The organism is Amycolatopsis sp. NPDC089917 (assembly GCF_040684635.1).
In the GTDB taxonomy this organism is placed as follows: Bacteria; Actinomycetota; Actinomycetes; order Mycobacteriales; family Pseudonocardiaceae; genus Amycolatopsis.
The window spans coordinates 1-14,677 of the sequence record NZ_JBFBGL010000017.1 but is presented as its reverse complement, the minus strand read 5'-3'; the positions used below and the strand labels follow the sequence as shown (position 1 = coordinate 14,677).

At 69.1% G+C, this 14,677-nt stretch carries 10 protein-coding genes and 2 pseudogenes; 8 read left to right on the top strand and 4 right to left on the bottom strand.

Annotation, left to right across the window (positions count from 1 at the left end; all coding sequences use genetic code 11):
• Positions 1-34: 34 nt before the first annotated feature.
• Genes AB0N89_RS14915 through AB0N89_RS14905 form a run of 3 tightly spaced genes read left to right on the top strand, consistent with a single transcriptional unit; the run spans position 35 to position 4,316 of the window.
• Positions 35-1,150, top strand: a complete 1,116-nt coding sequence (locus AB0N89_RS14915; protein WP_364204609.1) for a winged helix DNA-binding domain-containing protein — start codon at positions 35-37, stop codon at positions 1,148-1,150.
• Between the two features lie 53 nt (positions 1,151-1,203).
• The gene (locus AB0N89_RS14910) at positions 1,204-2,661 is read left to right on the top strand and encodes an NAD(P)/FAD-dependent oxidoreductase (RefSeq protein ID WP_364204607.1); all 1,458 of its coding nucleotides are present in this window, start codon (positions 1,204-1,206) and stop codon (positions 2,659-2,661) included.
• Positions 2,658-4,316: a GMC family oxidoreductase gene (locus tag AB0N89_RS14905; protein ID WP_364204605.1), complete on the top strand. Its 1,659-nt coding sequence runs from the start codon at positions 2,658-2,660 to the stop codon at positions 4,314-4,316. The genes AB0N89_RS14910 and AB0N89_RS14905 overlap by 4 nt, the downstream gene beginning before the upstream one ends.
• A 62-nt stretch (positions 4,317-4,378) precedes the next feature.
• On the opposite strand, the gene AB0N89_RS14900 is transcribed toward AB0N89_RS14905, so the two are convergent.
• Positions 4,379-5,875: a glycosyl hydrolase family 18 protein gene (locus AB0N89_RS14900; RefSeq protein ID WP_364204604.1), complete on the bottom strand. Its 1,497-nt coding sequence runs from the start codon at positions 5,873-5,875 to the stop codon at positions 4,379-4,381.
• Between the two features lie 116 nt (positions 5,876-5,991).
• On the opposite strand from AB0N89_RS14900, the pseudogene AB0N89_RS14895 reads away from it, so the two are divergent.
• Positions 5,992-8,325 (top strand): annotated as a pseudogene (locus AB0N89_RS14895) (Tex family protein); the annotation flags it as partial.
• 529 nt (positions 8,326-8,854) lie between these two features.
• Here the strand turns inward: AB0N89_RS14895 and AB0N89_RS14890 are convergent.
• The 3 genes and pseudogenes from AB0N89_RS14890 to AB0N89_RS14880 form a co-directional block, all read right to left on the bottom strand.
• Positions 8,855-10,183: pseudogene (locus AB0N89_RS14890) on the bottom strand (AAA family ATPase); the annotation flags it as partial.
• 169 nt (positions 10,184-10,352) lie between these two features.
• A complete protein-coding gene (locus AB0N89_RS14885; protein WP_364204602.1) occupies positions 10,353-11,579 on the bottom strand; it encodes a hypothetical protein in 1,227 nt (408 codons plus the stop codon).
• Entirely contained in the window at positions 11,576-11,899 is a 324-nt protein-coding gene (locus AB0N89_RS14880) for a PadR family transcriptional regulator (protein WP_005160429.1), read from the bottom strand. The genes AB0N89_RS14885 and AB0N89_RS14880 overlap by 4 nt, the downstream gene beginning before the upstream one ends.
• Before the next feature lie 161 nt (positions 11,900-12,060).
• Here AB0N89_RS14880 and AB0N89_RS14875 point away from each other — a divergent pair, with 161 nt between their 5' ends.
• From AB0N89_RS14875 to AB0N89_RS14860, 4 genes are read left to right on the top strand one after another with little or no spacing between them, the layout of a single operon-like run.
• Positions 12,061-12,438 (top strand): GntR family transcriptional regulator, encoded by a 378-nt coding sequence (locus AB0N89_RS14875; protein WP_005160428.1) that lies wholly within the window; start codon positions 12,061-12,063, stop codon positions 12,436-12,438.
• Positions 12,435-13,328 (top strand): ABC transporter ATP-binding protein, encoded by an 894-nt coding sequence (locus AB0N89_RS14870; RefSeq protein WP_364204599.1) that lies wholly within the window; start codon positions 12,435-12,437, stop codon positions 13,326-13,328. The genes AB0N89_RS14875 and AB0N89_RS14870 overlap by 4 nt, the downstream gene beginning before the upstream one ends.
• A complete protein-coding gene (locus AB0N89_RS14865; RefSeq protein WP_364204598.1) occupies positions 13,325-14,014 on the top strand; it encodes an ABC transporter permease in 690 nt (229 codons plus the stop codon). Before AB0N89_RS14870 ends, AB0N89_RS14865 begins: the two co-directional genes overlap by 4 nt.
• Before the next feature lie 29 nt (positions 14,015-14,043).
• A complete protein-coding gene (locus AB0N89_RS14860; protein ID WP_364204596.1) occupies positions 14,044-14,397 on the top strand; it encodes a DoxX family protein in 354 nt (117 codons plus the stop codon).
• Positions 14,398-14,677: the final 280 nt, after the last annotated feature.

Sequence of the window (14,677 nt, the reverse complement as noted above, 5' to 3'; positions counted from 1 at the left end):
GTAACTGTCCTTGATCCCGATTAGGGTGAGCGGCATGTCCGACACGTTGAGCAGGCGCGCGCTGAATCGCGCCATGCTGGACCGGCAACTGCTGCTCCGGCGTTCGAAGATGACCGCGCTCGAAGCGGTCGAGCATCTCGCCGGGTTGCAGGCGCAGGCGCCGAACCCGCCGTACTTCGCGCTGTGGACACGGCTGCACGGCTTCCGCCAGGAAGACCTGGCCGACCTGCTGCTGGACAAGAGTGTCGTGCGCATCGCGCTCATGCGCGGCACGGTGCACCTGGTGACGCCGTCGGACGCGCTGGCGTGGCGGCCGATCGTGCAGCCCCTCTACGACCGCGCGGTGACCGGCAACACCCAGTTCGGCCCCGACATCAGGGATCTCGACCACCAGGAGATCGCCCGCGTCGCCCGCAAGCTGCTCGGCGAGCGGCCGCTTTCGTCGGCCGGGCTCGGCGCGGAACTCGCGAAGCACTGGGAGGGGGTGGCGCCGTCGTCGCTGGTGCACGTCGCTCGGGCGCTGCTGCCGCTGGTGCAGATCCCGCCGCGCGGCGTCTGGGGCAAGTCGGGGCAGCCGACGTATCAGGCCACCGGGGACTGGCTCGGCGCCGAACCGGACGAGTCGCTGTCACCCGAAGCGATGTTCCGGCGCTATCTGGCCGCGTTCGGGCCGGCCGGCGTGCAGGACGCGCAGGCGTGGGCCGGGATCACGAAACTCGGCGACGTCGTCGAGCGGCTGCGGCCGGAACTGCGGACGTTCCGCGACGAGAACGGCCGCGAGCTCTTCGACCTGCCCGAAGCCTCTCGTCCCGATCCGGACACGCCCGCGCCGGCCCGGCTGCTGGGCCCGTTCGACCAGACCGTCCTGTCCTACGCCGACCGCACGCGAGTGATCAGCGACGAGTACCGCAAGGTCGTCATCACCCAGAACGGCCTGGTCAAAGGCACCATCCTGGTCGACGGGTCCGTGAAGGGCTTCTGGGAGATCAAGGTGGTGAAGAAGGCCGCGTCGGTGGTGATCACGCCGTTCGAACGCGTCCCGAAGCGCGATCTGGACGCCCTCGAAAGCTCGGCCCACCGCCTTCTGACCTGGGCACACCCGAAGGCCGAGAGTCACTCCGTGGAGATCGTGGCCGGAAATCTCGATTGAGTGGCCGGTCGTGTACTTCCTAGCCGGGTGAACGCTGCGTAGCTTCGATCGGCATGGGCGACACGAGCGTGCTGATCGTAGGGACTGGCTTCGGCGGCGTCGGGATGGCGATCGAGCTCAAACGCGCCGGGTTCGACGACTTCACCATCCTGGAGAGCGCCGCCGAACCCGGCGGCGTCTGGCGGGAGAACACCTACCCCGGCGCGGGCTGCGACATCCCGTCGCCGCTGTACTCGTTCTCCTACGAACCCAACCCGGACTGGCCGAAGCGCTTCTCCCTGCAACCGGACATCCACGAGTACCTCAAGCGCGTGGTGCGCCGCTACGGGCTCGAACCGCACATCCGCTTCGACACCCGTGTCACCGGCGCGGCCTTCGACGAGGAACGCGGGCTCTGGCGGGTCGAGACCGCGGGCGGCGAGACGTTCGAAGCGAACGTCTTCGTCCCCGCGGTCGGACAGCTCTCGCGACCGGTCCAGCCGGACATCCCCGGCCAGGAAACCTTCGAGGGCGCCAGTTTCCACTCGGCCCACTGGGACCACGACGTCGACCTGCGCGGCAAGAAGGTCGCGGTGATCGGCACCGGCGCGAGCGCGATCCAGTTCGTGCCCGAACTCCAGCGCCGGGCGGGCGAGCTGACCGTGTTCCAGCGCACCGCGCCGTACATCATGGCCAAACGGGACACCCGCTACCGGCGCTGGCAGCAGCGGCTGTTCCGGCACCTCCCGGCCACGCAACTGCTCGGCAGGCTCCGGATCTTCCTCCTCGCCGAGTACGCGACCTACGCGATGACCAAACATCCTTTCCTGGCCAAGGTCTTCGAACTCCGCACGGCCCAGTTGCGCCGCCGTCACATCAAGGACCGGACGCTGCGCGAGAAGCTCACCCCGGACTACCCGCTGGGCTGCAAGCGGATCCTGTTCACCAACGAGTACCTGCCCGCGCTCGCGCAGCACAACGTCGCCGTGGAGACCCGGCACATCAGCGCGATCACGCCGTCCGGGGTGCTCACCGAGGACGGCGTGGAGCACGAAGCCGACGTCATCGTCTACGGGACCGGGTTCGCGGCGACCGACTTCCTCGGCGAGCTCAAGGTGGAGGGCCTCGGCGGCAGGGCACTGTCCGACGCGTGGAAGGGCGGCGCGCGGGCGTACCTCGGCATGACCGTGCCGGGCTTCCCGAACCTGTTCTGCGTCTACGGCCCCAACACGAACCTCGGCGCGGGCTCCATCATCTACATGATCGAACGGCAGGCCCGCTACATCCGCCAGGCCGTCGAACACCTCAGCCGTCCCGAAGTGTCCTATATGGACGTCGTTCCCGGGGTCGAGCAGCGGTACGACGAGGAGATCCAGCGGCGGCTCGACCGCAGCGTCTGGTCGGCCTGCGCCAGCTGGTACCGCCAGGAGAACGGCCGCGTGAGCACGAACTGGCCAGGCTTGGTGACCGAGTACGACCGCCGGACGAAGACCCTCGACCTCGGCGACTACCGGACGGCGGGACCGCGATGAACTACGACGTGCTGGTGATCGGCTCCGGTTTCGGCGGCAGCGTGACAGCGTTGCGGCTCACCGAGAAGGGGTACCGCGTCGGCGTGCTGGAGACCGGCCGCCGGTTCGCCGACGACGAGTTCGCGAAGACCTCCTGGCGGCTGCGGAAGTACCTGTGGGCCCCGAAACTGGGCTGCTTCGGCATCCAGCGGCTGACCCTGCTGAAGAACACGTTCGTGCTGAGCGGCGCGGGCGTCGGCGGCGGTTCGCTCGTCTACGCGAACACGCTCTACGAACCCCCGGACACCTTCTACGAAGACCCGCAGTGGGCGCACATCACCGACTGGAAGGCCGAGCTCGCCCCGCACTACGACCAGGCGAAACGGATGCTGGGCGTGACGGAGAACCCGCTGATCACCCCGGCCGACCGCGTACTGCGCGAGGTCGCCGAGGACATGGGCATCGCGGACACCTACCGGCCGACCCCGGTCGGCGTCTACTTCGGCGAGCGCGATGTCGACCCGTTCTTCGGCGGCGAAGGGCCGCGACGGAAGCCGTGCACGCACTGCGGCGAGTGCATGACGGGCTGCCGCGTCGGCGCGAAGAACACGACCGTCAAGAACTACTTGTACCTGGCGGAAAAAGCGGGTACGGAGGTCCATCCGCTGACCACCGCGGTGTCGGTCCGGCCGATCGACGGCGGATACGCGGTCGACACCGTCCGGACGGGACGCTGGGCTCGCAGGACCTTCACCGCCGAGCAGGTCGTGTTCGCCGCCGCTTCCCTGGGCACGCAAAGGCTTCTGCATTCGTTGAAGGACTCCGGCACCCTGCCGGAGCTGTCACCGCGCCTGGGGTTGCTCGCCAGGACGAACTCCGAGGCCGTCCTCGCCGCGCGGTCGCTGCGGAAGGACACGGACTTCACGCGCGGCGTCGCGATCACGTCGTCGATCCATCCCGACGCCGTCACGCACGTCGAACCGGTGCGCTACGGCAAGGGCAGCAACTTCATGGGCCTGCTGACGACGGTGCTCGTGGACGCCGAGCCGGGCAGGCGCCGGTGGGCGCTCGGCGCGCGCGAGCTGTGGCGGAACCGGCGGAACCTGGTGCGGCTCCACAACCCGCGGCGCTGGTCGGAGCGGATGGTCGGGCTGCTGGTGATGCAGACGCTGAACAATTCCGTGACCACGTACACGAAACGCGGGCTCTTCGGCCGCCGGATGACCACGAAACAGGGCATCGGCGATCCGAACCCCGAGTGGATCCCGGCCGGGCACGAGGTCACCCGGCGGGTGGCGGCCAAGATCGGCGGGCTCGCGCAGGGCGCGTGGACGGATCTGGCGAACATCCCCATCACCGGGCATTTCATCGGCGGCTGCGCGATCGGCGAGAGCGCCGAGACCGGCGTCGTCGACCCGTACCAGCGCGTGCACGGCTACCCAGGGCTGCACATCGCCGACGGATCGGCGATCTCGGCGAACCTCGGGGTGAACCCGTCGCTGACCATCACCGCGCAGGCGGAACGCGCGATGTCGTTGTGGCCCAACAAGGGTGAGGCCGACCCGCGGCCGCCGCTCGGCTCCGCTTACCGGCGGCTGTACCCTGTCGCCCCGCTCAAGCCCGTCGTGCCTCCGGAGGCTCCCGCGGCCCTGCGCTTGCCGCTCACCCCGCTCTGACATGGAAAGGGCGGGTGCCGTCGCCCGCGCGACGCCGGCACCCGCCCCGGTCTAGCGGGTCATCACGGGAGGCCGGCCAGGCCCGCGCTCACCGTGTTCGACCAGGAGTACCCCTGGGAGGCGTCCCAGTTGATCGACCAGGTCATCGCGCCCCGGATCGTCGGGTACGTCGTCGACGGCTTGAACGAACCGCAGTTCGTGCCCTTCGCGAGGCAGTTCAGCGCGTTGACCGTGTTGCCGGGCGCCTGGTAGCCGCCGCCCGCGGCCGAGCCCGAGGCGGGCAGGCCGAGACCGACCTGGTCGGGCCGCAGACCGCCCTGGAGCTGGATGCACGCCAGTCCGGTGAGGAAGTCGACGGTGCCCTGCGAGTACACCTTCTGGTCGCAGCCGAGCATCGAACCGCTGTTGTAGTACTGCATGTTGACGATCGTCAGGATGTCCTTGACGTTCAGCGCCAGCTTGAAGTACTCCGCGCCGGTGCTCTGCATGTCGATCGTCTGCGGCGCCATGGTGATGACCGTGCCGCCGCCCGCGTGGATGGCCCGCAGCGCCTGCGCCATGTAGGTCGAGTTGACGCCGTTCTCGAGGTCGATGTCGACGCCGTCGAAGCCGTAGTTCGCGATGAGCGTCTTCATGCTGTTGGAGAAGTTCGTCGCCGCGGCCGAGGAGTCGACGCGGATCGTGCCCTTCTCACCGCCGACGGACAGGATGACCTTCTGCCCGCGCGCCTGCGCCGTCTTGATGTCGGCCTTGAACTGCGCGTCGGTGTAGCCGCCGAGCTGGCTCGACAGACCCGAGTCGAGGGTGAAGGTGACCGCGCCCGGCGTGGTCGTCGCGTCGGCGAAGGACACCGCGATGATGTTGTACTTCGTCGGGACGTCGGCGAGCTTGAGCGCCTTCGCGCCGTTGTAGAAGTTCTGCCAGTAGCCGGTGATCACGTGCTTCGGCAGGTCCCCGGTCGGCGGGTTGCCCGTCGTGGTGGTCGGCGGGTTCGACGTGGTCGGCGAAGTGCTGGTGGTGGGCGACGAAGTGGTCGTCGTCGGCGTCGTGGTGGGCGAGCCGCCGGGGCCGTCCAGGTTGACGTCGTCGGCGAAGTACGCGGCCTGGCCGTACCAGCCGTGCAGGTAGATCTCGACGCTGGTGGTGGACGTGCCGGTGGTGAAGCTCAGCGACAGCTGGGACCAGGCGCCGCCACCCGGGGTCCAGGTGTTCTTGTCACCCGTTCCGGTGCCGGTGACACCGAGGTAGGTGTAGCTGCCCTGCACCCACGCCGACAGCGTGTACGCGGTGTTGGCCTTGACGGGCACGCTCTGCGAGCAGCGGGCGTTGTCCTGCCCGGCGGGGGTGGCGCTGAGCGCGCGGGTGCCGGAGTGGACCGGCGTGCTGACCACCGAGGACGTACCGGAGCAGGTCCAGCCGCTCGTGGTCCCGAGTTCGAAGCCCGGGTTGGTCAGGATGTTCGCGGCCGAGGCGCTGCCAGAGACCGCGAAAGTCACCCCCAGGCACACGGCCAAAGACGACAGCAGGGCGAGGAACGCGTGTTTCGGCTTGACTTTCACTACTGGCCTCCACGAACGGGTGATGTCGGCCACATCAAAATGGTACAGACCAATCCACCTGTCAAGGGTTCGCTTAGGGGAGGCCATACGAAAGTCGGCTCGGCACGAGCGGCAGAATGCAGGGTCCGAGAGCACCCGAGGGCGGATTCAGGAGCGTGGGAGTGAGCGTGCAGGGCCTGCAGACAGTCGAGCAGAAGATCGCCGAAGAACTCGGCGTGCGCGAGGGGCAGGTCAAGGCGGCCGTAGACCTGCTGGACGGCGGATCGACCGTGCCGTTCATCGCCCGGTACCGGAAAGAGGTCACCGGGATGCTGGACGACGCCCAGCTCCGCACGCTCGAAGAACGACTCCGCTACCTGCGGGAACTCGCCGAGCGCCGGGTCGCGGTGCTGGAGTCGATCCGCGGCCAGGGCAAGCTGGACGAGGCGCTGGAAGCGTCGATCATGGCGGCGGACACCAAGTCCCGCCTGGAGGACATCTACCTGCCGTACAAGCCCAAGCGGCGGACGAAGGCGATGATCGCCCGCGAGGCCGGTCTGGAGCCGCTCGCCGACGGGCTGCTGAGCGACCCGAACACCGACCCGCAGGCCGCCGCCGCGGTGTTCGTCGACGCCGACAAGGGTGTCGCGGACGCGCAGGCCGCGCTGGACGGCGCCCGCGCGATCCTCGTCGAGCGTTTCGCCGAGGACGCCGACCTGATCGGCGAGCTGCGCGAGAAGATGTGGACCGAAGGCCGGCTGGCCTCGAAGGTCCGCGACGGCAAGGCCGAAGAAGGCGCGAAGTTCTCCGACTACTTCGAGTTCTCCGAGCCCTACACCAAGCTCCCCTCGCACCGGATCCTCGCGATGCTGCGCGGCGAGAAGGAAGAAGTCCTCGACCTGTCGATGGAGTCCGAGGAGCCTTCCGAGGAGCCCAAGACCGGGCCCACCGAGTACGAGAACCGCATCGCGCACAAGTTCGGCATCGCCAACGAAGGCCGCCCCGGCGACAAGTGGCTCGGCGACACCGTCCGCTGGGCGTGGCGCACGAAGATCCTGCTGCACCTGGGCATCGACCTGCGGATGCGGCTGCGCCAGTCCGCCGAGGACGACGCCGTCCGCGTGTTCGCCGCGAACCTGCGCGACCTGCTGCTCGCCGCACCGGCGGGCACCCGCGCCACGATGGGCCTCGACCCGGGCTTCCGCACCGGCGTCAAGGTCGCCGTGGTCGACGCGACCGGCAAGGTCGTCGCCACCCACGTGATCTACCCGCACCAGCCCGCCAACAAATGGGACCAGTCCATCGCCGAACTCGCCGCCCTGTGCGCGCGGCACCGGGTGGACCTGATCTCGATCGGCAACGGCACCGCGTCGCGCGAGACCGACAAGCTCGCCGGCGAGCTGATCAAGAAGCACCCGGAACTGAAGCTGACCAAGGCCGTCGTCTCCGAGGCGGGCGCGTCGGTGTACTCGGCGTCGGCGTTCGCGTCGCAGGAGCTGCCGGGCATGGACGTCTCGCTGCGCGGCGCGGTCTCCATCGCGCGGCGGCTGCAGGACCCGCTGGCTGAACTGGTGAAGATCGACCCGAAGTCGATCGGTGTCGGGCAGTACCAGCACGACCTGTCGGAAATCTCGCTGTCGCGTTCGCTCGACGCGGTGGTCGAAGACTGCGTGAACGCGGTCGGCGTGGACGTCAACACCGCGTCGGCGCCGCTGCTGACCCGCGTCTCGGGCATCACGACGACGCTGGCGGAGAACATCGTGGCGCACCGCGACGAGAACGGGCCGTTCAAGACGCGGACCGGGCTCAAGGAGGTCGCGCGCCTCGGCCCCAAGGCGTTCGAGCAGTGCGCGGGCTTCCTCCGCATCCCGGACGGCGACGACCCGCTCGACTCGTCCTCGGTGCACCCGGAGGCCTATCCGGTGGTGCGGCGGATCCTGTCCTCCACCGGCACGGACATCCGCGCGCTGATCGGCAACACGCGGACGCTGCAGGCGCTGAAGCCTGCCGAGTTCGTCGACGAGACGTTCGGTCTGCCGACGGTCACCGACATCCTCTCCGAGCTCGACAAGCCGGGCCGCGACCCGCGTCCGGCGTTCAAGACCGCGACCTTCGCCGAGGGCGTCGACAAGATCGGCGACCTCAAGCCGGGGATGCGCCTGGAAGGCGTCGTGACGAACGTGGCCGCGTTCGGCGCGTTCATCGACGTCGGCGTGCACCAGGACGGGCTCGCGCACGTCTCGGCGCTGTCGAAGAACTTCGTCAAGGACCCGCGTGAGGTCGTGAAGCCGGGCGACATCGTCAAGGTGAAGGTGCTGGAGGTCGACGTGCCGCGCAAGCGGATCTCGCTGACGCTGCGCCTGGACGACGAGCCCGGCAAGCCCGCTCGCGAGCAGGGCGGCCGTGACCGCGGCCAGGGCGGCGGACAGCGCCAAGGCGGGCAGCGTGGCGGCCAGGGTGGTCAGCGTGGCGGCCAGGGCCGAGCCGCCAGTCGAGGAACAGCGCGGCGTTGGCGACCATCGCGAATTCGACGGGCGAACCGTGTACCCGCACCCGCTGCCGCGCGCGTTCGATCTCCCGGCCCGCCTCTTCGATCCCGTCGGCGGAGATCAGCGCGAGCATCGCGACCACCCAGCCGACCATCGCGTCGATGCTGCCGGTGGCGTCTTCGAAATAGGCGCCGTTGGCGAGCGCGCGACGGGCGGTCGCGGCGACCTCGCCCGCGGGACGGACCTCGTAGCGCCCCATTTGCGCGAGCAGGCCGAGCAGGGTGCGCTCGTCGGGCGTGCCGCCGCTCAGGCTCGCGTACTCGCGCAGGTGATCGGACGCCGTCCGGCGATGGTGCGGCAGGAACGAGCGGACCACCGCGAGCCGCGCCTCCAGATGCATCCGGCCGGGATCGCGCGGGCCGCCGGGGCGGGCGGCGATCGCCTCACGGAGTTCGGCGACGGCGGCTTCGGGTCCGTCGACGACCGTCGTGGCCGACGCGGCGGCCGCGACGAGTTCGGCGTCGGGAACCCCGTCCGCCGCCACGAGGAGCTGCCGCCGCGCCTCCACGGTCTCACCCGTGCGGAGCAGCGCGTGGCCGAGTTCGGCCCGCAACGCGGCATCGTCCGGGCTCTCCTCGACGGCCCGGCGCAGATGCGCGGCGGCCGTTCCCGGATCGCCCGCCGAAAGCAGCGCCGCCGCGGCCCGGCGCAGGATCGCGGCGGAGTCCGGCAAGGTGCCTCTCGGGGCCTGCACGAGATGAGCGGCGATCCGGTCCTCTGGTGCCTTCGCCGCGTACAACGCCTTCGCCGAGGCAGCGTGCAACGCCGCGCGGTCGATCGGGCCCAGCTCGGCGAGAACGGCCTCGCGGACGACAGGATGGACGAAGACGAGATGGTCTCCGTCGGCGGTGAAGACGTTGGCCGAGATCAGTGCCTCGACGGCGGCCGAAAGTCCTGCGGCGTCCAGCTTCGCCAGCGCTCCTGCCCGCCACGGAGCACCGCCGGTGCCGAGGATCGCGACCGCTCCGGCGAGCGCGACGGCCTCTCGCGGCACTCTGCCCAGAACCGCGTGGAAAACGGTGCTGGGACCCAGCTTTCCGACCTTGTTCGCGGTCGTGCCGCGATCGAGCGGCAGCCCGAGCACGTCGAGCTCGTCGGCGAGAACCCCGACCAGAAAAGGATTTCCGCCGCTGGCTTCGTGCAGCGCGGTGACCACGGCCCAGGCCGGGGGCACCCCGCGGGCGGCCACGAGTTCGGCGAGGGCTTCGGGTGAAAGCCCTTTCGGCAGCACGCGTTCCGCTTGCCGTGAGACGCTCAGAAGCGCCAGCGGCCCGGTGTGCTCCGCGGGCGGACGGGTCGCCACGACGAGCGCGATCGGGAGGTCGGCGATCCGGCGGGAGAGATAGACGAGGAACCGCAGCGACGACGGGTCCGCCCAGTGCGCGTCGTCGACCGTGATCAGCAACGGCCGGGCCGCCGAGAGGTCGACCGCGACCCACCACAACGCGTGCAGCGTCCTGGCGAGTTCGGCTTCGCTCGGATCACCGGCCGCGGCGTCGAGGACTTCCTCGCCATGGCGGGAAAACAAAGACTCGACCAGTTGACGGACGACGCCCCAGGGCAGCGCTTCTTCGAGCGCGTCGCCGAAGGCCCGCGCCCTGCCGAAGCCGCGGCCTTTCGCGAGCGCGTGGGTCTCCTGCAGCAGCCGGGTCTTGCCGATCCCCGCCCTGCCTTCGATGACCACCGCCCGGCCCTCGCCCGCCGTGGCGGAGGCGAGTGCCGCTTCGATCCTCCCGAGTTCGCGCTCGCGTTCGAGAGTCGGCTCGTCGCGGTGACGCATCCGAAAAGGGTAGCGGCCATGACCTGGAACGAAAGTGCTCCGCCAGGTCACAAAAGAGAAATGCCGCGAAAGCCACTTTCCCGATCCCCGATGTCTTCGAAAGTGACTTTCGCGGCTCTCCCCGATTCGGGTGAAGGCGGCCCCCGACGTCCGCCCTCACCCGGACCACCTAGCGCGTCGGCTGGGTGGAACTCGACGGCGGCGCCTGAGGGGTCGCGGAAGGCTGCACCGGGGCACCCTTCGGGATCGCCGCGCTGAACGGGACCTCGACCTTTTCCTCGCAGTAGCCGCGGGAACCGTTGTAGCCGTTGCGGCTCCCCTGGTTGTCCTCGACACCCCGCTCGATGAGCGGGCGCGGATAGCGGTTGTCGTCGCCGGCCCTCCGCTTCTCACCCGTGCTCTTCTCGCAGGCGTACCGGGTCGTGCTGAGCGGACGGCCGTTCTCGTCGTAGAGGTAGATCTCCGTCAGCGGCTTGCCCTCGGCGTCGAACGCGTAGATGTTCTCCACGTCCTGGCTGCCGTACATCAACTGCGGATTGCCGTAGGTGTCGTTGTAGTTCGGCGTGTAGCCGCTGTTGTAGGAACTGCCGCCGTAGGACCGTTTGGCGATCAGATCGACGGCCGCGCCCGCGCCGCCGAGGATGCTGCCGATGACGAACGCCGAGATCGGCACGGCCAGCCACAGCAGCCGCCGGTCGGTCTTCAGCTTCGGTCCCGCCCAGACCACCGCGACGGCCGCCAGCAACATCAACGGCAGCAACAGGACGGCCTCGGCGTCGCGGAGCACGAGCAGCAGGCCGAACACGACCAGCACCGCCGCGCACAGCACCCACCAGGCAGGCTTGAGCGTGCGGAAGTAGCTCAGTCCCTTGTCGTTCCGGTTGCTCTGGAACGACTTCACGATCTCGCGAAGCTTGATCACCTCGGGCAATTCGGCGATCGGGGCGACGCCCCGCCGGACCACGTAGGCGACGCTGATCGCGAGCACGGGAGCGACGAAAAGCAGGCCCAGCAACGGTTCCACCCGGACCCACACCGCGGCCGCGAAGCCGAACAGCGCGAAACCGCCCATGGAGAACACCAGTCCCCAGAAGGCGAACCGCGCTCCGCCGATCCCGGTCTTCTCCTTCAGCACGGTGCTCAGGTCACCCGAGCCGGGCGGGCGCGGCGGATAGCCACCGGACGCGCGCAATTCGGCGGCGTAGCCCTCGGGGCTGCCCAGACGCTCGATCAGGGCGTCGACCTTGGGGTTGTCCCCCAGTTCCGCCTCCATTTCGGCGAGGTGCGGCCGGACGTCTTCGAGGATTTCCTCGACTTCGCTCTCGGGCAGGTCGGCGAGCGCGCTCCTGACCCTCGCCAGATACACCCGCACGGCGGTCGGATTCTGCGTGCTCATGCTGCCTCTCCCAACAGGCTGTTCATCGTCGTGGCGAAAGTCCGCCAGGTCTGCCCCGACTCTTCGAGGCGCTGACGTCCCGGCTCGTTGAGGCTGTAGTACTTCCGGTGCGGGCCTTCTTCGCTCGGCACCACGTAGGACGTCAGCAGGCCCGCCTTGTACAGCCGCCGGAGCGTCCCGTACACCGAAGCGTCACCCACCTCCTGCAACCCCGCGACCCGGAGTCTTCGGAGCACGTCGTAGCCGTAGCCGTCCTCCCCGCGAAGCACCGCGAGAACGGCGAGGTCCAGCACGCCTTTTAGCAGCTGACTGATCTCCACAGTCGCGTCCCTCCAGTCTTACGCAACAGAAGGTACCACGCATTGCACAGTAGTGCGCACGGCGGAAGCCACTTGCGTTCGGCGGGTGGTTCATGGGTTACTTAGTCCAGCAATGAACCACCGCACCAACGAGGTGCACGAAGACTGGGGACGGAGGTGTCGTGCTCGACGAAGGAACGCCCCTGTTCGTGCAGATCGCCGAACAGATCGCCGACGACATCGCCGAGGGAAGCCTGGCCGAGGGGGAACGCGTGCCGTCAACCAACGAACTCGCCGCCTTCTACCGGATCAATCCGGCGACGGCGGCCAAGGGAATCAACGTGCTCGCCGACGACGGCCTGCTCGAGAAGCGGCGCGGTATCGGCATGTTCGTCGCCGGCGGCGCGCGGCAGAAGCTGCTCACCGACCGGCGGCAGCGGTTCGCCGAGCAGTACCTCGACCCGATGCTCATCGAAGCGAGGCGCCTCGGCATCGACGACGAAACCCTGATCTCGCTCATCCGCGGGAACGGACACCGGAACGGAGGACCCGCCGCATGACGCCGACCATTTCGACCACCGGCCTGAACCGGCGCTACGGCGACCACCTCGCGCTCGGCGATGTCTCGGTCGACATCGAAGAAGGCAAGATCACCGGCCTGCTGGGCCGCAACGGCGCGGGCAAGAGCACCTTCCTGCGCATCGTCACCGCCCAGGAGTTCGCCAGCGCGGGCTCGGTCCGCGTGTTCGGCGAGAACCCGGTCGAGAACGAGAAAGTGCTGCGGCGCATGGTGCTCGTCCGCGAGGACCAGCAGTTCCCGGACTTCAAGGTCCGGCACGCCCTCGCGGCGGCGTCGTGGTTCTACCCGAACTGGGACGCCGAACTCGCCGACACGCTGCTGCGCGACTTCGCTCTGCCGCTGAAGCGCCCGATCAAGAAGCTCTCGCGAGGGATGCGCTCGGCGCTGTCGATCACGATCGGGCTGGCGGCGCGAGCGGAACTCACGCTGCTCGACGAGCCGTACGCGGGTCTCGACGCCGTCGCGCGACAGCTGTTCTACGACCGGTTGCTCGACGACTATTCGGCCCACCCGCGCACGGTCCTGCTTTCCACGCACCTGATCGACGAAGTGGCCGATCTGCTGGAGCACGTCGTGATGATCGACAAGGGCCGCGTCGTCCTCGACGCGCCCGCCGACGACCTGCGCGGTTCGGCCGCCACGGTCAGCGGTCCCGCCCTCGCGGTGGACGACTTCGTCGCCGGCCGCCGGGTGCTGCACCGGCGCAAGATCGGTTCGCGGGCCTCGGTCACCGTCGCCGACTCGCTCGACGCGGCCGCGAAGGCCAGGGCGCAGGCGCTGCACCTGAAGCTCGAACCGCTTTCCTTGCAGCAGTTGATGGTGCACACCTCCAACGGACAGGCGACGACCGCAGAGGAGGCGTCCGCATGAACACCCTGATCAACGTCGCGCGCTATCACCTGGTGGACCGGCTCCAGTACCTGGTCCTCCCGGTCGGCGTCACGCTCTTCGCCTTCGGGGTGAACCTGGTCATCTTCTCGGTGATCCCCGACAAGCCCGAGCAGAACTACTCCGGCGGCCTGTTCACGCTCTTCGTTTTCATGCTCGTCTGCGGCGCCATGAGCATGACGAAGTCGCTGCCGTTCGGGCTCGCGCTCGGCGTGTCCCGGCGGTCGTACTACCTGGGCACGGTCCTGCTGGTCGCCGGGCTCTCCGCGGTGTACGCGGTGGGGATCGCCGTGTTCCAGGCGATCGAGCAGGCGACCGGCGGCTGGGGACTCGGGCTCAACTACTTCCGGGTGCCGTGGCTGCTCGACGGGCCCTGGTACCTGACCCTGCTCACGGCGTTCGTGTTCCTGACGCTGATGTACCTCTACGGCATGTGGTACGGCCTGATCTACCGCCGCGCTTCGGTGGTGGGCGTGGTCCTGTTCGCCGCGGCGCAGGTCCTGGTGCTGCTGGGCGCGGTGGTGCTGCTCAGCTGGACCGACTCGTGGTCGAAGGTCGGCACGTTCTTCGGCACGCTGACCGTCGGCGGCCTGACCGGGGTGCTCGCCGTGCTGGTGGCCGTCGCGGGCGCGGGCGGGTTCGCCACGATGCGCCGCGTCACGGTCTGACAAGTCCCTTCACACCGAGGAGTTCCGTGATGGCCGTGTTTTCCGCCGTGCTTTCCCTCCTGCTGGCCGCGATCTTCGCCGTACTGGGGGTGGCGAAGGTCCTGCGTCAGCCGTCGTTGGTCTCCCGGACCGAGAGGCTCGGCTTCTCGGTCCGGGAGATCCAGAGGATCGGCGCGCTCGAAGTCGCCGGGGCGGCGGGCCTGGTGGCCGGCTTCTTCTGGCTGCCGCTGGGGATCGCCGCGGCGATCGGCCTGACGGCGTTGCTGATCGGGGCGGCGATCGCCCACGTGCGGGCGGGCGACGGGCCCAAGGACGTCGTCCCGCCGGTCTGGCTCGCGCTGATCTCGGCGGCGGCCGCCGTCACCGGGGTCTTCTCCGCTTAGCCGAACTCGCGTGATCGAAGGCGGAACTCACGTGATCGGACGGCGAACTCGCGTGATCGAAGGGACGACACGCGTGTCACGTCTTTGATCACGCGAGTTCCGCCTAGCGAACGGTGGTCGTGAGTGGCGATTCCGGTTCTGCCGGGCGGAAAGGCAAGGGCGTCATGCTCCCCGCTCGCGTGCCCGCCGACTTCGGGTGTCGCGAAAGCCACTTTCGAGACACCTGACGTCCCGAAAGTGGCTTTCGCGACCCATGGAGCTGCCGGAGAACGCTGGGTCG

Bases quoted from the DNA above. Each gene is read 5' to 3' on its own strand.
- AB0N89_RS14915 (WP_364204609.1), top strand. From the start codon at position 35: ATGTCCGACACGTTGAGCAGGCGCGCGCTGAATCGCGCCATGCTGGAC.
- AB0N89_RS14910 (WP_364204607.1), top strand. From the start codon at position 1,204: ATGGGCGACACGAGCGTGCTGATCGTAGGGACTGGCTTCGGCGGCGTC.
- AB0N89_RS14905 (WP_364204605.1), top strand. From the start codon at position 2,658: ATGAACTACGACGTGCTGGTGATCGGCTCCGGTTTCGGCGGCAGCGTG.
- AB0N89_RS14885 (WP_364204602.1), bottom strand. From the start codon at position 11,579: ATGAGCACGCAGAATCCGACCGCCGTGCGGGTGTATCTGGCGAGGGTC.
- AB0N89_RS14870 (WP_364204599.1), top strand. From the start codon at position 12,435: ATGACGCCGACCATTTCGACCACCGGCCTGAACCGGCGCTACGGCGAC.
- AB0N89_RS14865 (WP_364204598.1), top strand. From the start codon at position 13,325: ATGAACACCCTGATCAACGTCGCGCGCTATCACCTGGTGGACCGGCTC.
- AB0N89_RS14860 (WP_364204596.1), top strand. From the start codon at position 14,044: ATGGCCGTGTTTTCCGCCGTGCTTTCCCTCCTGCTGGCCGCGATCTTC.